The sequence below is a fragment of the Chryseobacterium sp. CS2K3 genome (assembly GCF_059515185.1).
Window position 1 is genome coordinate 93,944 of record NZ_JCAKRW010000006.1, and the last position, 21,293, is coordinate 115,236.

At 34.6% G+C, this 21,293-nt stretch carries 22 protein-coding genes; 15 read left to right on the plus strand and 7 right to left on the minus strand.

Annotation, left to right across the window (positions count from 1 at the left end; genetic code table 11):
* Nucleotides 1-89 precede the first annotated feature (89 nt).
* The 3 genes from AC5YGG_RS11975 to tilS form a co-directional block, all read right to left on the minus strand.
* Nucleotides 90-614, minus strand: a complete 525-nt coding sequence (locus tag AC5YGG_RS11975) for a biopolymer transporter ExbD (RefSeq protein ID WP_496144720.1) — start codon at nucleotides 612-614, stop codon at nucleotides 90-92.
* A 215-nt stretch (nucleotides 615-829) separates the two neighbouring features.
* Entirely contained in the window at nucleotides 830-2,899 is a 2,070-nt protein-coding gene (locus tag AC5YGG_RS11980) for a protein-disulfide reductase DsbD family protein (protein WP_496144721.1), read from the minus strand.
* Complete coding sequence (gene tilS / locus AC5YGG_RS11985; RefSeq protein ID WP_496144722.1) at nucleotides 2,889-4,238, minus strand: tRNA lysidine(34) synthetase TilS; 1,350 nt, start codon at nucleotides 4,236-4,238, stop codon at nucleotides 2,889-2,891. Before tilS ends, AC5YGG_RS11980 begins: the two co-directional genes overlap by 11 nt.
* An 87-nt stretch (nucleotides 4,239-4,325) precedes the next feature.
* Here tilS and AC5YGG_RS11990 point away from each other — a divergent pair, with 87 nt between their 5' ends.
* Complete coding sequence (locus AC5YGG_RS11990; RefSeq protein ID WP_496144723.1) at nucleotides 4,326-5,162, plus strand: OmpA family protein; 837 nt, start codon at nucleotides 4,326-4,328, stop codon at nucleotides 5,160-5,162.
* Between the two features lie 55 nt (nucleotides 5,163-5,217).
* On the opposite strand, the gene AC5YGG_RS11995 is transcribed toward AC5YGG_RS11990, so the two are convergent.
* On the minus strand, nucleotides 5,218-5,466 hold the full coding sequence (locus AC5YGG_RS11995; protein ID WP_496144724.1) for a hypothetical protein: 249 nt from the start codon (nucleotides 5,464-5,466) through the stop codon (nucleotides 5,218-5,220).
* 173 nt (nucleotides 5,467-5,639) lie between these two features.
* Between AC5YGG_RS11995 and AC5YGG_RS12000 the strand changes: the two genes are divergently transcribed.
* From AC5YGG_RS12000 to AC5YGG_RS12020, 5 genes are all read left to right on the plus strand, one after another.
* Nucleotides 5,640-5,792: a CCPGW family putative bacteriocin gene (locus AC5YGG_RS12000; RefSeq protein WP_496144725.1), complete on the plus strand. Its 153-nt coding sequence runs from the start codon at nucleotides 5,640-5,642 to the stop codon at nucleotides 5,790-5,792.
* 132 nt (nucleotides 5,793-5,924) lie between these two features.
* The gene (locus AC5YGG_RS12005) at nucleotides 5,925-6,572 is read left to right on the plus strand and encodes an O-methyltransferase (protein ID WP_496144726.1); all 648 of its coding nucleotides are present in this window, start codon (nucleotides 5,925-5,927) and stop codon (nucleotides 6,570-6,572) included.
* 79 nt (nucleotides 6,573-6,651) lie between these two features.
* The gene (locus tag AC5YGG_RS12010) at nucleotides 6,652-7,368 is read left to right on the plus strand and encodes a C40 family peptidase (RefSeq protein ID WP_496144727.1); all 717 of its coding nucleotides are present in this window, start codon (nucleotides 6,652-6,654) and stop codon (nucleotides 7,366-7,368) included.
* A gap of 3 nt (nucleotides 7,369-7,371) precedes the next feature.
* Nucleotides 7,372-7,839 carry a DUF1648 domain-containing protein gene (locus AC5YGG_RS12015; protein ID WP_496144728.1) on the plus strand — a complete coding sequence of 156 codons (468 nt, stop codon included), beginning with the start codon at nucleotides 7,372-7,374 and terminating at the stop codon, nucleotides 7,837-7,839.
* A 12-nt stretch (nucleotides 7,840-7,851) separates the two neighbouring features.
* Nucleotides 7,852-9,090 (plus strand): 3-deoxy-D-manno-octulosonic acid transferase, encoded by a 1,239-nt coding sequence (locus AC5YGG_RS12020; protein WP_496144729.1) that lies wholly within the window; start codon nucleotides 7,852-7,854, stop codon nucleotides 9,088-9,090.
* A gap of 150 nt (nucleotides 9,091-9,240) precedes the next feature.
* On the opposite strand, the gene AC5YGG_RS12025 is transcribed toward AC5YGG_RS12020, so the two are convergent.
* The 3 genes from AC5YGG_RS12025 to AC5YGG_RS12035 are packed head-to-tail and all read right to left on the minus strand — an operon-like array spanning nucleotide 9,241 to nucleotide 11,465.
* A complete protein-coding gene (locus AC5YGG_RS12025; RefSeq protein ID WP_496144730.1) occupies nucleotides 9,241-9,708 on the minus strand; it encodes a calponin homology domain-containing protein in 468 nt (155 codons plus the stop codon).
* Nucleotides 9,708-10,463 (minus strand): glycosyltransferase family 2 protein, encoded by a 756-nt coding sequence (locus AC5YGG_RS12030; protein ID WP_496144731.1) that lies wholly within the window; start codon nucleotides 10,461-10,463, stop codon nucleotides 9,708-9,710. Before AC5YGG_RS12030 ends, AC5YGG_RS12025 begins: the two co-directional genes overlap by 1 nt.
* A gap of 24 nt (nucleotides 10,464-10,487) precedes the next feature.
* Nucleotides 10,488-11,465 carry an acyltransferase family protein gene (locus AC5YGG_RS12035; RefSeq protein WP_496144732.1) on the minus strand — a complete coding sequence of 326 codons (978 nt, stop codon included), beginning with the start codon at nucleotides 11,463-11,465 and terminating at the stop codon, nucleotides 10,488-10,490.
* 198 nt (nucleotides 11,466-11,663) lie between these two features.
* On the opposite strand from AC5YGG_RS12035, the gene AC5YGG_RS12040 reads away from it, so the two are divergent.
* From AC5YGG_RS12040 to AC5YGG_RS12080, 9 genes are all read left to right on the plus strand, one after another.
* Complete coding sequence (locus AC5YGG_RS12040; protein ID WP_496144733.1) at nucleotides 11,664-12,143, plus strand: lipocalin family protein; 480 nt, start codon at nucleotides 11,664-11,666, stop codon at nucleotides 12,141-12,143.
* Between the two features lie 181 nt (nucleotides 12,144-12,324).
* The gene (leuS, locus tag AC5YGG_RS12045; protein WP_496144734.1) at nucleotides 12,325-15,138 is read left to right on the plus strand and encodes a leucine--tRNA ligase; all 2,814 of its coding nucleotides are present in this window, start codon (nucleotides 12,325-12,327) and stop codon (nucleotides 15,136-15,138) included.
* A 240-nt stretch (nucleotides 15,139-15,378) separates the two neighbouring features.
* Nucleotides 15,379-16,242, plus strand: coding sequence for a MotA/TolQ/ExbB proton channel family protein (locus AC5YGG_RS12050; RefSeq protein ID WP_065395315.1), 864 nt, complete (start codon nucleotides 15,379-15,381; stop codon nucleotides 16,240-16,242).
* Nucleotides 16,243-16,303: 61 nt separating this feature from the next.
* Complete coding sequence (locus AC5YGG_RS12055) at nucleotides 16,304-16,912, plus strand: ExbD/TolR family protein (protein WP_065395314.1); 609 nt, start codon at nucleotides 16,304-16,306, stop codon at nucleotides 16,910-16,912.
* An 11-nt stretch (nucleotides 16,913-16,923) separates the two neighbouring features.
* Nucleotides 16,924-17,490, plus strand: coding sequence for an ExbD/TolR family protein (locus AC5YGG_RS12060; protein WP_496144735.1), 567 nt, complete (start codon nucleotides 16,924-16,926; stop codon nucleotides 17,488-17,490).
* Nucleotides 17,491-17,518: 28 nt separating this feature from the next.
* The gene (locus tag AC5YGG_RS12065) at nucleotides 17,519-18,361 is read left to right on the plus strand and encodes an energy transducer TonB (protein ID WP_496144736.1); all 843 of its coding nucleotides are present in this window, start codon (nucleotides 17,519-17,521) and stop codon (nucleotides 18,359-18,361) included.
* 78 nt (nucleotides 18,362-18,439) lie between these two features.
* Nucleotides 18,440-18,637, plus strand: a complete 198-nt coding sequence (locus AC5YGG_RS12070; RefSeq protein WP_185116862.1) for a DUF308 domain-containing protein — start codon at nucleotides 18,440-18,442, stop codon at nucleotides 18,635-18,637.
* Nucleotides 18,627-19,499: a PstS family phosphate ABC transporter substrate-binding protein gene (locus AC5YGG_RS12075; protein WP_496144737.1), complete on the plus strand. Its 873-nt coding sequence runs from the start codon at nucleotides 18,627-18,629 to the stop codon at nucleotides 19,497-19,499. Before AC5YGG_RS12070 ends, AC5YGG_RS12075 begins: the two co-directional genes overlap by 11 nt.
* A gap of 91 nt (nucleotides 19,500-19,590) precedes the next feature.
* Entirely contained in the window at nucleotides 19,591-21,243 is a 1,653-nt protein-coding gene (locus AC5YGG_RS12080; RefSeq protein ID WP_496144738.1) for a tetratricopeptide repeat protein, read from the plus strand.
* Nucleotides 21,244-21,293 lie beyond the last annotated feature (50 nt).

Below are 21,293 nucleotides of genomic sequence, written 5' to 3' on the forward strand. Positions count from 1 at the left end.
TAAACAAAAAAGAAGAACTCTTCATCAGGTAGATTGCTAAAAATAAAAGGTATTAAAAAGGCTGTCTCAATTTTGAAACAGCCTTCTTTCTATTGAACTAACTCTTTATAAATTTTTGCTTCCCATGGCTTGATGTCTGTTACCCCGTAGCGCTCTTTTTTTGCAATAGCCAGATTGTCCAGCATGTCTACAAAGTTTTTGTAGTTAGCTTCATCTGTAGGTTTTACAATCACAGTGAAGTTGGCAGGTACCGGAGCGTTTTTATAAGCCTCTGAAATGATTTTTGAGATTTTTATTCCACTGAAATCAGTTTCTTTAAGATTGGTTGTATTCAAATCTTTTGCATTGCTTTGATGGTAAAAAACACGGTTGTCTTTTCCTAGGATAAAAGTTACCTGGTTTTTATCTCCAATCACATTGGTTGTAGTAGGAATGGGATTAGGGTCTTTTGCGGGTAATCCAAGGTCCATTACATTGGGTTTTGTAAAGTTTGTAGTAAACATAAAGAAGGTTATAAGGAGAAATCCTAAATCAACCATGGGAGTCATGTCTACTCTGATCAGCTTTTTCTTTTGTTTGCCGCCGTGTTTCTCTTGTGCGATTACTTCAGCCATAATTAATATTTTAAATGTTAAACGGTATTTGATGAAAATGGTAAAAATCCGATTGTGATTTTGGAGAATTGATGCAAAGTTTATACCTAAAATTACAAAACATTAATAAAATTATAATTTTATTAAATAATTATCCTTAAATATTGTTAAAATCAGTGCATTAAAAAAGCCTTATCAAAGAATTGATAAGGCTTGATTTATTTTGATGTAAAAATCTATTTGCTTTTTTTGAAGTAATTCACTCCGCACTCTAAGAATTTTTTAAAGTCTTCCTTTGGCATGTATCCTGAAACAGGGGTGTTAATTACTTTTCCGTCAGGAGTTATTAAAACATAATGAGGCTGTGAGTTATTGTTAAAATTAACCTGTTGGAATAAGCTCCATCTGTCCCCGATTGTTTTAACCTTTTTAATCTGCCCTTCTCCAAGATCAATCTTTGTTTTCTGATCCTCAGGAAGCTCTTCCTTGTCATCCACATATAGAGAAGCAAGTACGACATCATTTTGTAGGATTGGTAAAATATCGGGTTCACTCCATACAAACTCTTCCATTTTTCTACAATTTTCACAACCGTAACCTGTAAAGTCAATTAAGATAGGTTTGTTTTCCTTTTTAGCAATCTCTATAGCGTTGAAGAAATCATGCTCAGGATGCATTCCAAGAATACCATCTTTTTCATCATGGAAATAGCTTACATTCAGTGGGGGTAGAATACCGCTTAAAAGCTGAAGTTTTGGACGATCAGACGGAATAAGTCCCTGAACTAAATAAATAACAAAACCGATACCCAATGCTCCCAAGACTTTTCTTGTAATAGAAATTTTTGGTTTCTTATCATCGTGCGGGAACCTGATTAACCCGAATAAATATAAAGCTAATCCTAATGCAATGATGATCCATATTGCAATGAAAAGCTCTCTTTTTAAGAAGAATGTTTTAGATACTAAGTCTGCTTTTGATAAGAATTTTAAAGCCAAAGCAAGTTCTACAAATCCTAAAACTACTTTCACTGTATTCATCCATCCTCCTGATTTTGGAAGACTTTGTAATGCTTGCGGGAATAACGCCAATAAACCAAAGACAATAGCCCAAGCAAGACCAAATCCTGCTAAAGCAAACGTTAGCAGCATAGGAACGTTAGATGAGCCTGTAACCGCGCTTCCTAATAAACTTCCTAAAATAGGACCTGTACAAGAGAATGAAACAATTACCAGCGTTAATGCCATAAAGAAAATTCCGATGATCCCACCAGCTTCCTCAGCTCTTGAAGACTTATTGGCAATGGAGCTTGGTAAAGTAATATCATAATACCCGAAGAAACTTCCGGCAAAGAATATAAAGATAATGAAGAACACAATGTTCAGCCATACACTCGTAGAGATCTCATTGAAAATATTTCCTGCAATCCCGTCAATAATATGGAAAGGAATACTTAATAAAACAAAGATCAAAAGAATAAAGAAACCATAAATAAGCGCATCTCTTTTACCCTTTGCCTTATCCTTGCTTCCTTTAGTAAAGAATGAAACCGTAAGCGGAATCATAGGGAAAACGCATGGTGTAAGTAAAGCAATTAAACCTCCGATGAAACCAAGGAAAAGATAAGTCCAGTAGTTTTCATCTGCCTTTGTCGTCGCTGTTCCGCAATCTGTCAATGGATTCTTGAAGTCCAGTGTTTCTATTTTAAGCTGTTTAGGATCTAATTTTGAGACCTCTGAAATTGTAGCTTCTGTTTTTGCAGGATTTTCAGTAACTGTTTCAATAGTTTTTACAGAATCCTTTGCAGGCTCTGTGGTTTCTTCCGTTGCAGTTTCCTCGGTGGCTCCTTTTGGAGTTACTTTTTGATTAAATTCCAGTGTATTCGGAGCAAGACAAACTCTGTCATCACAAGTCTGATATGTAATTTCAGAAGTGACATCAGCTGGTTTTGTAGGATCTTTTAACTTGAATTTTTGCTTGAATCCCGCGGAGTTAGAGTAATAAACAATAGTTCCGCCGAATGCCTCAGAAAACTCTTCATGCTTTTTTCCAGCCTCAGTAAACTTTCCGATCAGTTCAATATTTTTCCCTGTAACTTTGTATTCCGTTGGAATTCCTGTGTCTTCAGGAAGATCTTTGGAATAAATGTGCCAGCCACTTTCCATGGTAGCATTCAAAACAGCTTCATACTGATTGTTGCCAAGGTCGTTGATGGTGAATTTAAACTTGACAGGGTTTTTTATCTGTGCATTAATCCCTGTTGCTAAAAATAGTAGAATTAATAAAAACCAATTTCTAAATTTCATTTTTCGTTTCATTAAAAATTTTGAGAACACATTCTGTTTTCTCATCCTTTGCGTATCTTCTATCCTGTCTCAGTGGTAGTACTCCAAGTATGGAATTCTCACTGTCAGTCAGTATCCAAATTTTTTGCCTCGCTAAAATAGATAATTTTTCGTCCCTAAAAAATTTAGAAACTTTCTTTTTTCCCGAAAAACCTGTCGGGTAAAACTCATCTCCGTCCTGTTGTTTTCTCAAACGTAGTGGAAAATGGAGTTTCTGAACATCAAAATCCCATTCAAAACCTTTATTGATTCCTTCAATAGCTTCAATTGTATTTTGAATATTGATTTGTACCAGCTTTTCAGGAAAATCAAAACTGTCGATTAATACGATTTCATTTTTGATTTCCGGTTTTTCATTTTTAAGCGTTAAAATCAGTTCATCGCGATTAACAATGAGTTGATACTCTTTAGAGAAAAAAGTACTGTTGTTTTCAGCCTTAAAAATCTTTGGAATTTCTTCTTCCTGATTAAATCCGTATTTTTTTAAAATCTCAAACTTTACGAAATCGCTTTCCTGATCCAGCTTTTCCTTTGATAGAATTTTATAGCCTTTGTTAAATGCAGTAAGGTTATTTTCTATCTGCTGAATCTGTTTTTGAACAAAATCTTTTGTCTGATTAAGATGTGAAGAACTTTTTTTAAAATTTTCCAGAAAATGATCATTGGTTTCCAATAATTTTGGAACAAGTTCATTCCTGATTTTATTCCTGAGGTAATCACTTTTTTTATTGGAAAGATCTTCTCTGAATTCAATATTATTTTCTTTCGCAAACTGATAGATTTCCTGTTTCGAGAAATGTAAAAGAGGGCGGAGTATGTTATTGTCATTAGCAGGAATTCCGCTCAATCCGTTGATTCCGGCTGCCTTTGATAGGTTGATGATAAATGTTTCCAACTGATCATTCAGGTGATGAGCTGTAACCAAATATTTCAAATTTTCTTTTTCCTGTACTTCTTTGAAAAATTTATACCTAAGTTCCCTTGCCCAAAGCTGAATAGAGTGATCCGGCTTTTTGTCTTTTTCCGATACTTCATACAAATGGAACTTTATATGATTTTTCTCACAAAAGTCCTGAACCACTTTTTGATCAAAATCCGAATCTTCACCACGAAGTTTGTAATTTATATGAGCAACCTGAAATCCGGCTTCTGAATTTTTAATAGTATCTCTGAAATCCTGAAATAATGAGGCTAGAACCATTGAATCGGCTCCTCCACTTACAGCAAGAAGATACGTATGATTTTCCGGCTGATGAACAAGATTTTCTAATTGATTTTTTAAGCTTGATTTTTCCAACATATCTGTTGAGAATTTCTTTTATGCAAAGATAACCGATATAATTCAATTGAATTTCCCTAACTTTGAGTAGTCTAAAAATGATTACTTATGAAGATTTTAAAAATTTTAGCGGTTTCGGCAATGGCGCTGGGAATGACATCTTGTGTGAGCAAGAAGCAGTATGATGCCCTGAGCACAAACTACAAGCAGTGTATTGAAAATATCGGAGAAAGACAAAGAGAAATTCAGGATTTGAAATCTCAGAATTCTGCATTGACAGGTGAAAATACTTTATTGAAAAGTCAACATGATGCTCTAAAATCATCACTTGATGCCTGTCTTTCCAACACAGGAAAAAGTTCTGCTAACATTGATAAACTTGTAGGAGAAATCAACGCTTCTAATTCTTATATCAAGCAATTGATCTCTAGCAATGCTAAAAATGACAGCTTGAACCTTGCTTTGTCTAACAAGCTTAAGAGATCTTTGGATAATGTATCGGATGAAGATGTACAAGTGAAAGTATTGAAAGGAGTAGTGATGATCTCCCTTTCTGATAAAATGCTATATAAAACAGGAGATTATAATATTTTACCGGCGGCTCAGGAAGTGTTAGGTAAAGTTGCTAAAGTGATCAATGATTACGATAAATATTCTGTATTAATTGAAGGTAATACGGATAATGCTCCATTGAATTCAGTGAACTTACCGAGAGACAACTGGGATCTTTCAGCATTGAGAGGTACTTCTGTTGCTAAAGTTCTTCAGACACAGTTTGGGGTAGATCCGGCAAGAATTACAGCAGGTGGACGTTCTGAATATAATCCTAAGGCTACTAATATGAGTGTATCCGGTAGAGGAGAAAACAGAAGAACAGAAATTATCATTATGCCTAAGCTGGATGAGTTTATGAAGTTAATGGATATTGCTCCGGCAAAGAAATAATTGCTAAACAATACATAAAATAAATCCCGAAGAAATTCGGGATTTATTTTTTTAATCAAATTAATTCTTCTTTTTTTAAAAGTGAAATAATTCGTTGCAAAAATGAATTGGATATTTCAGTCTTGGGTTTTTTTGCAGAAGATCGCGTTCTATCTTTCGATAAGACGCCTTTTTGATTCTCATGGTTAATTGGTTTTTCTCCTGCAATCATTTTGTTTCTCTTAGTGTTTTTACCCTTCTGATGTCTTTGCAAATTTAGAACTAATACCACACAAAAGGTATCCGTATTTTCACGGTATTTCATATGAGGTTTTCCCCATTTATAAATTGATTTTTCTTTTTTACGCTTATAATTTTTCTTTTTAAAGTAATCTGATTGATAAATTATTACGTATATTTAATTCTCCATAAAAGGAAATAAATAAGAGAGGTCTCCGAAAATCTTATAGAGTAGGAAAACAAATCAAAATTATTACTATGAAAAATTTAACGAAACTTTCAAGAGGACAAATGAAAAAAGTACAGGGAGCTTCTTTAGACTGCAATCCTCAGATTATTTGCCAAAGAACAAGTGATTGCTGCCCAGGATGGGTATGTGGTACAAAAGGAGAATATTGCATCGCTTATTAATTTCTTTTTCTACACAAGTAGATTTTCTTAAGAGAGGAATTCATTTTTCTCTCTTTTTTTGTAAAATAAGGATGAAGATATGGTGATTAAAAGAAGTTTAAAATGCGTAAATTTGTTTAAATAAAAAAAGATATGAGTTTTTTTGAAGAAAAGAATCCCGAAATGGATAGATATTTGGAGGCACACGCTTCCTCAGAATCTGAAATTCTGAAAAAACTGAGAAGAGAAACCTATCAGAAAACAACACAGCCCCATATGATCTCCGGATATCAGCAGGGAAGACTCTTAACAATCATTTCTCAAATGGTGCAGCCTAAAAATGTCCTTGAAATAGGTACTTTTACAGGATATGCTACCTTATGTCTTGCTTCTGGATTGGCAAAGGATGGAAAAATTACAACTTTAGATGTTAACGAAGATCTTGCTTATCTACCTAAAAAATACTTTGAATCCAGTGAATATGCTGATCAGATAGATTTCAGGCTTCAGGATGCAAAGGAATATTTACAAGAGACTGATGAGGTTTTTGATTTGATTTTTGTAGATGCTGATAAGGAAAATTACGCTGAGTATTTCAGGCTGATAAAACCACATACAAAATCAGGAACGGTCGTAATGTTTGATAATGTATTGTGGTATGGAAAAGTACTGGAAGAAAATCCTAAGTTGAAATCTACCCAATCTATTCAGGAATTGAATGATTTAGCAGCAAAAGACGACGATTTTGAAAATCTTATTCTACCTTTGCGGGATGGAGTAAATTTTCTGAGAAGAAAATAATTAAAGATTAAAAGATTTGGGAATTATATTATACTGTGATTTCCAAATTTTTTAATTTCCTAATTTCTAAATAAATAAAATGAATAAAGGAATTTGTAATGTTACAGTAGCACCGGTTCGCGCAGAAGCTTCTGACAGGGCAGAAATTGTTACTGAGATATTGTTTGGAGAAAGTGCAGATATTGTAGAGGTTAATAAAAACTGGACTAAGATAAAAATGCATTATGACGGCTATGAAGGATGGATGGATACCAAACAGCTTAAGCCTGTAACAGATGAAGAACTTGCCAACAGAAAAGTGACTGTTGTTACGGAAGATTTTTCCTCAGTCTTAACGAAGGACGGAAAAACATTGCTTTCCATGGGTTCTGAAGTGGAATTTCCTGTAGTAGCATCAAGAAGAAGCCATGATGTAAGAGAAAGTATAGCGCTTGCGGCAAAAGAATTCCTTAATGTCCCTTATTTATGGGGTGGTAAAAGTTTTTTTGCTGTAGACTGCTCCGGATTTACTCAGCTGGTATATAAAATTCATAACGTTAAGTTACCCAGAGATGCTTCACAGCAAGCTGAAATAGGGGAGGCACTTACCTTTGTGGAAGAAACTCAGCCGGGTGATCTTGCATTCTTTGAAAATGCTGAAGGAAAAATTACTCATGTAGGAATTATGCTGGATAATCAGAAGATCATTCATGCATCAGGTAAAGTGAGAATTGATACTTTAGACTCCACCGGAATCTTTAATCAGGAAATGAACAAGCATACTCATAAATTAAGAGTCCTTAAAAAGGTTATTTAAATTATGAAAACTTCCGGCTTATTATTAATTGTAAATACCCTATTGCTTATTAGCATGTGGATTTTTACAGGAATTAAGTATGCCGGATTACCAGAAATGATTCCTACTCATTTCGACTTTCAGGGGAACGTAGACGGAGAATCCGGAAGATCAACAATATGGCTTTTACCTTGTATTGCTACTTTTGTACATCTTCTGTTTATAGGAGCAACCAGAAATCCTAATTCCCCATTATTACATATTCCTGACGGCTTTCGCCGTTCGAAATTCCATAAGTTGTATCTCTTTTCTTTACAACTTCCTGTAATGATCCTGTTTTTGGATATTATTGTTGAAAGTATCCGTGTTGCAGAAGGGAAGCAAAAAGAGCTTAGTGATGCCGTTTTTTTTATTCTGGGACTAATGTTTGCTGTGATTGGAATAGGTCTCGTAAAATCCATTCGTGAAAGTTCCCGAAAATCTAATGATTAAAGCAGTCAAAAATTGAACTTACTATATAATATATTTATCAGTCTTCTCATTTTTGGGATGAAGGTGTTTTCATTATTTAATGATAAAACTAAAAAAGGCGTCGAAGGAAGGAAGCAATCTCTGAATAAAGTAAAGTCTGCGTTTTCAAAAACGGATAAGGTTATTTGGATGCATGCTGCCAGTTTAGGAGAATATGAGCAAGGTCTTCCTGTTTTAGAAAGGCTTAAAGAAAGATTTTCTGATCATAAAATTTTAGTGACATTCTTTTCTCCGTCAGGATACGAAAATGTTGTTAAAAAGAAGCATATTGCCGATGTAATCTGTTATCTTCCTTTTGATAAAAAGACTGATGTAAAAGAATTTGTGTCACAGTTTGATGTTAAACTATATTTTACGGTAAAGTATGATTATTGGTATAATTTACTCACAGAGCTTAAGAATAAAGATGTGAAAATCTATGTGATTTCAGCTTTATTTTACGAAAGTCAGTCATTTTTTACTTCTTATGGGAAATGGTTTGTAAAGCAACTACAGAAAAATGTAGACTGGTTTTTTCATCAGACACAGTTTTCTCTTGCATTAGCAAAAAGTGTAGGGCTGGTAAAGTCTTCTGTAACGGGAGATACAAGATTTGACAGAGTAAAACAGCTGCAGATTCGTGATAATCATGTAGTGTTTATTTCAGATTTTATTAACGGACACAAAGCCGTAGTTTTTGGAAGTTCATGGCAGGCTGAAGAGAAGATTGCAGAGATGGTTTCCCAAAAGAATAATGCTGCTAAAATAATTATAGCTCCTCACGATCTTAAAAGAGTGGAACATCTTAAAAATATATTTCCTGATGCATTATTATATAGTGAATTGAAACATTTATCGTCATCAGTTTTAAATTCTCAAGTTCTGATCATAGATAGCATAGGATTGCTTTCAAAGCTGTATTCTTACGCAGATATTGCGGTAGTAGGAGGCGGGTTTCATAATGCAGGACTTCACAATATTCTGGAAGCAGCTACGTTTGGAGTTCCGGTAATTTTTGGAAACCACTATAAAAAGAACCCTGAAGCAGATGATCTTATTGCCGGGAATGGTGGTAAATCCTTTGGAGATGAACATGAGGCAGCAGAATTTGTCTTATTTCTGACAAATGAAGATAATGAAGAAGAGCTTATCACAATGTCTCAGAATGCTAAGAGTTTCATTGATGAAAAGCCCAATTCTACAGAAATGATTTTACAGAAAATATTATCTTAAAAATCCCTGGCTTTTTATCTCCTTCATCGTCTGTTCAATATTCTCAGGAATGTTGTCACACTCAAGCCAATTAATGTCCAATCCATTATTGATACAAAGTTTTTGGAGATAATTGTTCTCAGAAATTTTGTTTTGAGTTTCTCGGAATAGCTAATCAATTTCCATCCAGTAATCTTCATCCAGTTTCTTTATTAAAATCAAGGATTTAAAGATCTTATTGATCATATAAAGGTAAAGTTTATAAACGTTATCAAACCTCTGTCTGCTCAGCTCATTATTATAATCTAAAATCTTGTTGATCATCAGAATATTCAGAGAAACCTCCCCAAATTTATCTGTAGTAATTTTTACATGTTCCGTAATCTCGGCACTTATTTTTCGGACTATGGTAAGGAAATATTTTGCATTTCCGATATATTTGGATGCTAAAAGAATTTTCTCTTCTACATTTTCTTCCATTGCATTTCTCTTATCATCGGTAGTTTCCGGGTCAATAAGTTCGAAATACAGTTTCTTGGAAAGTAATTTATCCTTTCTCAAAAGTCTGAAGATCAGTTTATCCTTTTCAGTACTTGAAAAAGCACTCAGCGCTGCTTTAAACTCTTTTGAATACTCCATTAATTGAAAATTTTTGAATATTTAAGAAATCCGTTCAATGCCCAATTGGCGGTGTAGTACAGAGATTTTAATGTAGAGAATCCCATAAAATCCTTATAGACCAGATATTGATCTTTAATGATGTTTTTCTTTTTTCTGGAAACGCTGTTTTCACGCATTCTATACTTTGCCATTGTTTTATTAATAGGCATTCCTTCCGGAATTACTTTTAATAGGTTCAACCACATTACATGATCTTCACGTTTACTTTTTACAGGGAATAAAAACTTTCCGACCCTTTTTGTATCATACATTGTGGAAACAGGTGCCAGACGGCAGGTTTTCAACAGATTGGAAAAGGTTACAACTTTATCCGCAAGAAAATCCTTTAGAATAGGTTGAAGCTGTTCATTACATCTTGAGTAATTACAATAGACAAGCTCAGCATGATGCTCCTCCATATAACCGGTCATTGTTTCAATATACTCAGGATGCCAATAATCATCGGAATCTAAGAAGGCTATATATCTTCCCTGAGCTCTTTCAAGGCTTTTGTTTCTGGCATTTCCTGCACCTCCGTTTTTCTCAAGAATCTGAAGTTTTATCCGTGGATCATTATATTTTTTGATGATTTCGACTGTATTATCCTTGGAAAGATCATCAGTAATCAGCCATTCCCAGTTTTCATAGGTTTGGTTCAGGACAGAGGCTATCGTTTCTTCGATAAATTCTGCAGAATTATAACAAGGGGTGATGATGGAAACAAGGTCTTTCATTCGTGCTTTAAAATATATTTAAAATTATAAAAATCTTTTTTCATAAAGATGCCATGAAGCAATTCCTACACCAATTACCACAAACATACATACCAATCCCATGAGGAAAGGGTTGTAATTGGCAAAAAGCCCCAATGTAGCAAATACTCTGATAATAGGGAAATGGAATATATAAATTCCGTAGGTGAAGTCTCCGTATTTACCAAAATTATTCAGAAACTTAAATGAATAAGCAATATACAGAACGATAATGCTGATCATCATAGGTGAGAATAGTTTGATCTTTATAATAAGATCCAGCCATACCGTAATAATAGCAATAATAAAAAGAATATTTTTATGCTTAATAAATTTATCAAAATTAAAATACAGAAGCATTCCTCCAATGAAATAACATAGAGAACCAGGTAGCTGTCTTGAAATGGATGCCTTTCCTGTCATTTCAAAATAATTAAGAAAAACCAATGAGAGGAAGTATAACACAATCAAACTGATATTTCTATACTTGTTATTTTTTCTAAATAATAAAAACATTAACGGGACTGCCATGTAGAAACACATTTCTATTTTTAATGTCCATAAAGCACCGTTTACAGCCTGATTTCCAAATACTCCTGGCAGCCAGGGTGCTTTGAAATTTAAGAATAATGAATTCCAGAAAAGATATTTATAAACCTGCGCGTTACTAAAATATTCTGAAAAAGAAAGAGAGCTGACCAAACTCAGCAGAGTGGCGCACAGAAAAACGACAAGCAGGTAAGCAGGAACAATTCTGTTAAATCTTTTTTTTGCATAGCTTTTAAGGCTGGAAGATCTCTCGTAACTTCTGGCGATCAGAAAGCCACTTACCACGAAAAACGAAAAAACGGCAACTTCTACAGGGCTGTGTGTGAGAAAAGTAAGCTGATCTGAACCACTTAGCGCTCCCAAATGTCCAACGAAGACAATGAAAGCGAGGAGAACACGGATGAAGTCAAAATTGTTTTTCGCTATATTTTGCATTTTTTTTCTTTCCTACAAAAATAACTTTTTTAATAAAATATAGTCTATTTGAGCTATTCAATATTTGTTAAATAAAGGCAATATGGGCTCTTACTGTTTTAAAATATATATAAATAAAAGCTGATAAAATAATTTTTCACAAAAAATGGTGATATAAATCAAAAAAATTATAATTTTAGCGCTTGAAAAAATTAATCTATGAAGAAATTAGCACTACTGTTTTCAGGTTTATCATTATTGGTAGCCTCCGGATGCTCTACAAGTAACGATTTTGTCCAAGAAGCTCCACTTATCGGGCTTTGGAAACCGATTAAAGAAGTCGTAACTGTTGTAAAAGTAGATGAACAACCGGTTTCGGATGTGATTACTTATACAGATTGTCAGATGATGTCCAGATGGTGGTTTAGTAATGAGACTACGGGAAAAAGAATAGATGTAAAAGACCCTGCTGTGCCTGGTCCTTGCGATATTCAGCCAGATAGTAATTTTACTTACTCTTATGATAAAGGCAGTAAAGCGGTAGTGATGAAAGTTCAGGGAACTGTAGAGCCTGTAAGTGCAAAAGTTGTTTCATTGGATGAAGTAACTCTCAATTTAGCGATCAGAGAAGAAACCCAGGATCCGACTGTATTCAAAACAAGAACCTATACTTTTAAAAGAGTAAATCCTCAACAATAATAAGTGTACTTCAAGATATTAAAACAGGTCTCATCTTCGGGTGAGACTTTTTTGTTTGAGTGGTAGATTACAATTCATCATAAATTAAATTTTTATTTCTTTTAAAATCATTAATTTTGTGAATCTTGTTAAAAGAAAAACAATCAAATATTTAAAGTCTAACATATAATATATATATCAAGTGTTTTACGATCATCAGCAGATAGAAAAAAAGTGGCAGAAATACTGGGAGGAAAATCAAACATATAAAACCTCCAATAACACAGATAAACCAAAATTTTATGTACTCGATATGTTCCCGTACCCATCAGGTGCCGGGCTTCACGTAGGGCATCCACTGGGATACATTGCGTCAGACATCTATGCGAGATATAAAAGACATCAAGGGTTTAATGTGCTCCACCCGGTAGGGTACGATAGCTTCGGGCTTCCTGCTGAACAGTATGCGATCCAAACAGGACAGCATCCGGCAATCACTACAGAACAAAACATCAACAGATACGAAGAGCAGTTAAGAAAAATCGGTTTCTCTTTCGATTGGAGCAGAGAGCTGAGAACTTCTGATGCTTCTTATTATAAATGGACACAATGGATCTTTATTGAGTTATATCATTCTTGGTATAATAAAAATACAGATAAGGCTGAATCTATTGAAACTTTGATCAAACATTTTGAAGAAAAAGGAACAGAAGGATTAAATGCCAACCAAAACGACGAACTAAACTTTACAGCAGAGGAATGGGCAAATGCTTCAGATCTTGATAAGGAAGACATTCTTTTAAATTATCGTTTAGCTTACAGAGCTGAAACTACAGTGAACTGGTGCCCGGCACTAGGAACCGTTTTGGCAAATGATGAGGTAAAAGACGGAAAATCTGAAAGAGGAGGATTCCCTGTATTCCAAAAGAAAATGATGCAGTGGAGTATGAGAATTTCTGCATATTCTGAAAGATTATTACAAGGTCTTTCTAAATTAGACTGGCCACAGCCTTTGAAAGACTCTCAGGAATACTGGATCGGAAAATCTCAGGGAGCACAGGTTCAGTTTCAGGTAGAAGGTCATGACGAAATCGTTGAAGTATTTACAACAAGACCTGATACAATCTTTGGAGCAACATTTATGGTATTGGCTCCTGAAAACCCATTAGTGGAAACCATTACTACAGAAGCTCAAAAAGCAGAAGTAGATACTTATATTGAAGAAACTTCCAAGAAGTCTGAAAGAGACAGAATGTCTGACGTGAAAAACGTGAGCGGAGCTTTCACAGGAAGCTATGCGATTAATCCTTTCAGTGGAGAAAAAATGCCAATCTATATTTCAGATTATGTATTAATGGGCTACGGAACAGGAGCTGTAATGGCTGTTCCTGCACATGACGAACGTGATCACAGATTTGCAAAGAAATTTAATTTAGAAATTAAAAAAGTTGTAGATACAGAAGAAGACGTTCAGGAAAAATCTTTTGATTCCAAAGACTCAGTTTGTGTAAACTCTGATTTCTTAAACGGATTAAATTATAATGATGCAAAATCAAAAATAATTGCAGAGATTGAAACGAAAGGTATCGGTCACGGAACTACGAACTATAGACAACGTGATGCAATTTTCTCAAGACAACGTTATTGGGGAGAACCCGTTCCTATATATTATAAGGAAGGAATGCCATATACATTACCTGTTTCAGCTTTACCATTAGAACTTCCTGAAGTTGAAAAATATTTGCCTACAGAAGACGGAGATCCACCATTAGGAAATGCAAAGACATTTGCTTGGGATGAGGTCAACCAGAAAGTGGTAGCTACAGATTTAATTGATGATCAAACAATATTCCCGCTGGAATTATCTACAATGCCGGGCTGGGCAGGAAGCTCATGGTATTTCCTTAGATATATGGATTCTCATAATGACGGAGAATTCTGTGCAAAAGATCTTTCAGATTATTGGGGACAGGTAGATTTATATATTGGAGGTAGCGAGCATGCAACCGGACATTTATTATATTCACGTTTCTGGAATATGTTCCTAAAAGACAGAGGATATATCAATCACGATGAGCCATTCCAAAAATTGATCAACCAAGGGATGATCTTAGGAATGAGTGCTTTTGTTTACAGAATTGATGGAACCAATCAATATGTATCAAAAAATCTTGCCGGTGAATATCAGACTCAGCAGATTCACGTAGACGTATCCTTATTAAAAGGAACATCTGATGAATTGGATACTGAAGCATTCAAAGCGTGGAGACCAGATTATGCAGATGCAGAATTTATTTTAGAAGACGGAAAATATATCACAGACCGTGAGGTAGAAAAAATGTCCAAGTCTAAATATAATGTAGTAAACCCTGATGATATCTGTGATGAATATGGAGCAGATGGCTTAAGACTATATGAAATGTTCTTAGGACCATTAGAGCAATCCAAGCCTTGGAACACACAAGGTCTGAGTGGAGTATATGGTTTCCTTAAAAAATTCTGGAACCTTTATTTTAATGGAGATCTATTTGAAGTTTCTGAAGAAGAACCTACAAAAGCAGAATACAAAGTTTTACATACCTTAATAAAGAAAGTCGTTTACGATATTGAAAACTTCTCTTTCAATACTTCAGTATCATCATTTATGATTGCTGTAAACGAACTTCAAAAATTAAAATGTAACAAGCGCAATATTTTAGAACCGTTAGCCGTTATCATTTCTCCATATGCACCTCACATCTGTGAAGAACTGTGGAGTTTATTAGGTCACGATACATCTATTGAATTTGAGAAATTCCCGGTGTTGAATGAAGAATATTTAGTGGAAGACGAAATTGAATATCCGGTAAGCGTAAATGGTAAAATGAAGTTCAAAATTTCGCTTTCGGCTCAATTATCTGCTAAGGAGGTGGAAGATTTGGTGATTTCTAATGAGAAAATGCAACAGATTTTGGAGGGTAAAACCCCTAAAAAAATCATTGTAGTCCCTCACCGTATTGTGAATATCGTAATTTAAAAAAAAATTAACATTGGGAAATTAAAAAAAATGGAGGTCTTATTTTTTTGATTTTTTAACTCAAATGTTAAATTTGAAAAAAATAAATAAAATATTTGCGAATAATTATAATATCAAAATCGTATTAAATTTTCTTTATTAAAAAAAAGCAAAATGTTTAATTCAGACTCTTGCATTTTAATTAATTTTGCCTTTAATTTACACCCTGTAAAATTTTAAAACAATATAATTTAGTTAAATATGGAAATGAATGTTTCAAAAAATGATGAGCAAGTAGTTGCTAGAAAGGCAGGAGGTTTAAATCCAGCTGTTATTATTCCTATTCTATTTGCTATAGGAGTATGTATTTATTTATTCGTTCTTGGTAGCCCAGGAAACTTTAAAGACGCAGACAAATTAGGAAGCGGATCTGTAGCTTTTTCAAGTATTGAAGGTAAAGACATTCACCCAGAGTCGTTTTTAGGTATTATCTACAAAGGAGGGGTTATCGTACCAATCTTGATTACTTTCATGATTACTGTAATCGTTTTCTCTTTTGAAAGATATTTCGTTTTAGGTAAAGCTGCTGGAAAAGGAAACTTAGACAACTTCGTTGTACAAGTAAGAAGCTTACTAAACCAAAACAAAATTGACGAAGCTATCGAAGAGTGTGACAGACAACAAGGTTCTGTAGGTAACGTAGTAAAAGAAGGTCTTACTACTTACAAAGCACTTTCTCACGATACTACTTTAAATAAAGAGCAAAAAATGGTAGCGCTTAACAAAGCTATCGAAGAAGCTACAACTCTTGAGATGCCAATGCTTGAGAAAAACATGATGATCCTTTCTACTTTAGGTACAGTTGCAACGTTAGTAGCACTACTTGGAACGGTAATCGGGATGATCAAGGCGTTCTTCGCATTAGGTTCAGGAGGTGGTACTCCAGATGCTGCTGCTCTATCTACAGGTATCTCTGAAGCCTTGATCAACACGGCATTAGGTATTGGTACTTCAGCTATCGCTATTATCCTTTATAACTTCTTTACTTCTAAAATTGATGGATTAACTTACAAGATCGACGAGATCTCTATGAGTATCCAACAATCTTTCGCTGAATTCAACTAAGAATTAGCAAGAAATTTGCATTAGCAATTAAAAGAAGTTTAATTAAAAATATTTTATAATAATGGCGAGAGTCAAACCAAAAAGACATGGAGTAATTACGGACATGACTGCAATGTGTGACGTTGCGTTCCTACTCCTTACGTTCTTTATCTTGACCACTCAGTTTAAAAAACCTGACGTGGAGCAGATCAAACCGCCATCTTCAATTTCGGAAAAATTGCTTCCTGATGCTAGTTTAATGACTATCAATGCTACTCCGGACGGAAAATTCTATTTCCAACCAGTAGAAAATGCATCAGAAAGAGTTGCTCTTTTGGAAAAAATGGGACAAAAGTATGGTATTACTTTTGACAACAACCAAAAAGCTGCTTTCCAGAAAGTTCAGGCAATTGGAGTTCCAATGAACCAGCTAAAAGGTTACTTGGATATGTCTGGAGATGAGCAGAAAAATTATAAGAGTCCTACAGGTATTCCTATGGACAGTACAAATAAGCAATTAATTGATTGGGTAAAAGAAAGTTTGAGCGTTAACCCTGACTACAAGTTAGCTATTAAAGGTGACGTTACTACTCAGTACCCTAAAGTTAAAAGCCTGTTTGAAGGTTTAAGAGATATTGATTTTCTTAAATTTTGGTTGATTACATCACAAGAAGGTAAACCTAACGAATAATATCGATAGAAATGGCAGAAGTACAAGTACAAGAAAAAGGCGGCAAAGGCGGCAAGGTCCGTTCCAAGAAGCAGAGTACCAGAGTCGATATGACTCCGATGGTGGACTTAGGTTTCCTATTGATTACCTTCTTTATGTTCACAACTACATTCAGTAAACCGAATGTTATGGATTTGGGTCTTCCGGCTAAACCGAAAGATGAAAAACAAAAACCACCTCCAACAGAAATTAAACTTTCGAACTCAATTTCTATCTTATTAGGAAAAGACAATAGAGTTTTCTGGCACCAGCAGGATGCAACATCCTTGAATGACCAGACTCTAATGGAAACTACGCTTGATAGAGAAGGAATCAGAAAAGTAATTCAGCAGGCAAAATCTAGAGCTGCAGATCAAAGTAAATTTACTGTGATCATTAAGCCAACTGATGATGCTGTATATAAGAACTTTGTAGATATTCTTGATGAAATGGCAATTACTAAGAGTGAGCAGTACGGTGTTACTGATATCAAGCCTTGGGAAAAAGCTGTTTATGATAAGAAAGTAGGTGGTGCTGCTGCACCGGCTGCAACAAAGTAATTTAACCATAAAATTGTTATACTAATCTATGGCAGATGAAAATGTATACGGTCAGAAGCTTTCTTTAGACGAGATCGTATTTGAAAATAGAAACAAGGAATATGGTGCCTATGATCTTAGACATCAGTATCCGAGACTTTTAACAAAGTCTTTTATCATCGGAACAGCTTTATTCCTTTTGGCAGCTTTGTCTCCGTTCATCTATCTTACGATTAAGAATCTTACAGCTCCGCCTAAGCAAGAAGTAAAGGCAGATCTAGTAGATATTATCGAAGAAGATCCGATTATCGAGCAGCCTAAAGAGGAAGAACCACCTCCACCACCTCCACCACCAAAAGAAGAGGAGAAAATTGAGGTGATTCAGAACGTAGTTCCTGAGCCTGTAAAAGCTCCGAAAATTGAAACTCCACCACCACCGATCTCTAAGCAGTTGGAAACTACAACTGGTTTACAGAATCAGGAGGGGGTAAAGGCACCAGCTTATACGCCACCGCCACCGCCACCATCTACAGGTACTAAAGCTAGTACAGTAGAAGTGAAAGCGAATAACCCTAACGAAATCTATAAAGATGTAGACCAATCTGCAGAATATCCTGGAGGTATGGGAGCATTAAGAAAATTCTTAGGTGATAACTTCGATACTTCCTTAATGGAAGGAGGTGAAGGTACTCTTAAAGCTAAGCTTAAGTTCGTTGTAGAAAAAGACGGAACTGTTTCAAACGTTACTATTGAAGAAAAATCTCCAAATGGCGACTTTAACAGTGAAGCAATGCGTGTAGTTAAGAAACTTAAAAAGTGGACTCCTGCTAAGAGAAATGGAGAAAGCGTAAGATCTTATTATAGCGTACCATTTACTATGAACTTTGAATAAGACTTATTTATTCAAATTATAAATAAAAAGAGAAGCAGTTATGCTTCTCTTTTTTATTTTTTTTGGTATTTTTGTTACATGATGTTCAATTGGTTATCCCTCGTTACGGGATTGTTTTATATCGTTTTAGGAATTGTAGTGATTATCTATAAATTTTTCTTTACCATTTTGGAACCAGGTGTTGCTTATGCAATGGGGGGACTTTTGATTGTATATGGTATTTTTAGAATCTATAGAGCAGTTGCTAAAATCAAAAAATCGAAAGATGAAGAATAGTTTTAAAATTGCACTTGTCTTTATGATCAGTATTATACTGACAAGCTGTAAAAAAGAAGAAAAAACACCTTCTTATTACAAAGGAGATCTAACGATTTTTACTGACGAATCTTTTCAAAGTGTTACAGAAGCACTTGCAGATGGTTATATGATTAACTATCCTGAAACACGTATTAAAGTAGAAACTAAGAAAGAAGACTTAGGACTTCTTGATCTTTTGAAAGGAAATGCGAAGGTTATTGTGATGTCCAGAAACCTTAATCCTGAGGAAATCAAAACTTACGAAGAAAGAACTGACTTAAAGTTTCTTCCTGCTAAATTTGCTGCAGATGCTGTAGTTTTTGTAGTCCCGAAAGATTCTCCAAAGGAAAGTATTACGATGGAAGAGATTAATGATGGACTTTTATCCGATAAGAAAGAATTTATTTTTGATGGAACAAACTCAAGTAATCTGAACTTCGTCGCTGAAAAATTAAAAAAACAACCGAAAGATCTTAAATTTTCCATTATTCCGGGAAATCAGAAGATTGTAGAGGAATTAGGGAAATATCCCGATAAAATAGGAGTAATAGGACTTAATACATTCAGTCGTCCCTACGATAAAAATTCTGAAAAGCTTAGAGATATGGTAAAGATTCTTCCTGTAATCAATAAGGGAAAATCATACAATGCCGACTTTGAATCGCTTCGCAGCATGGAATACCCTTTTACAAGAGTGCTTTATTTCCTTATCAATGAAGGGAATTTCAATATTGCTAATGGATTTATCCGATTCTCATGTACTCACTTAGGACAAAAAATTGTTCAAAAAGAAGGGCTGCAACCTTATAATATCTACAAGAGAGAAGTGCAGATGCGTTAAAAATTATTAAACTCACAATTTATCTCCACTAAAATTAATATTTTGGTCTGAAAATTGTGTAGAATATAACTCAATTATTAGAAAATATAAAATGAAAGATATAATGAATATGAATGTAAAGAAGATTGCTTTTGGAGCAGCTGTGGTATTTTTTACCGGTTTCGCCTCTGCACAGACATTGCAGGATGGTATTAACAGTATAGACAGTGATAAATTTGCTCAGGCAAAGACCAATTTCACTGATATGATCGCTAAAGAGCCTACTGCTGAAAACTACTTCTATTTAGGAAATACTTTCTTAAAGCAAGGAGAGCCTGATTATGCTAAAGCTACTGAAAACTTTAATAAAGGTTTAGCTGCAGACGGGAAAAGCTATCTTAATAAAATTGGTTTGGCTACTGTAAAACTAGGTAAAGGTGATAAAAACGCTGTTGCTGAAATTCAAAAAGTAGTGACTGATTCAAAAGAAAAAGATGCTGAAGTATTGTTCAGAGCTGCTGAAGCTTTGACTTTATTTGAAAAAAACAGCTCACCTGACTTAGCTATCCAGTTCTTAACAAAAGCAATTGAAAAAGCTGAGAAAAAAGGAGTTCCTGCACATTACTATTATACATTAGGAGATGCTTACAGATTAAAAAGAGCTCCGGGAGAGGCAATGTCTGCTTATGACAAAGCATTACCTGTAGCTAAAAATAAAGCTTCAGTTTATACAAGAATGGCTACATTATGGATGGCTGCTCAGGTATGGCAAAAAGCTAAAGAAAGTGTAGATAAAGCGATTGCAGTAGACCCTACATATGCACCAGCATATAAAGCATTAGCAGGTTATGATATCAGATATCAGCAAAATGCTAAGGCTACACAAGACCTTATCAACTATACAAAATATGCAGATGAGGATCCATATACTCAATTAGAAATTGCAAAATTATATTTCACAAATGAAGATTATGCAAACTCTAAAACTGTATTAGATAAGATTTTTGACAAAATTGATGACCCTATTAAGTTCAAATTAAGAGCTTACCAGGCATATGCAGACAAAAATTATACTGATGCAAAGCAGAACATGGATACTTTCGTTTCTCAGGCTGAGAAAACAAGAATACAGCCGGCTGATCAAGGTCTACAAGGACTTATTGCTGCTGGATTAGCTAAAGATGAAAAAGATGCTGCTAAGAAGTCTGCTTTAACTACTGAATCTCAACAAAAGATCGCTATTGCTAAAGCTGCAAAAGACGAAACTATGAAGTGGGATCTTGAATTAGCTAACATTGCAGGAGGTGGTGGAGCTTCTCAATCAGAAGCTGATAAAGGACCTACTAACCCTGCTATTGAAGCATTGAAGAAACAAGTTGCTGCTAACAGCCAGGATTCTGATGCCTTATTTAAATTAGCTACAGCTTATCAAGATGCTAAAAACTGGAATGGAGCAATTCTTACATGGCAAAAAATGTCTGCTCTTCTTCCTGATTGGGCACCAGCTTATTATAGCCAAGGATATTCTTATCAACAGGCAGGAAATAATGAAGCAGCTAAATTAGCTTACGAAAAATTCATTAGTACTGTAAAACCTGCTGATCAGGAAGCAAACAAACAGACTTTAGCATATGCTTACTTTGCAGTAGCTTATATGAGCAAAGATTCTGATTTGGCAAAAGCAAAAGATTATGTTGCAAAATCTTTACAGTTAGATCCTACATACCAGGATGCTGTAAAATTAAATGCAGAAATCAACAAATAATTTAAAATTTAAATTATAAATATTAAAACTTCCCATTCGTAATGTTTGGG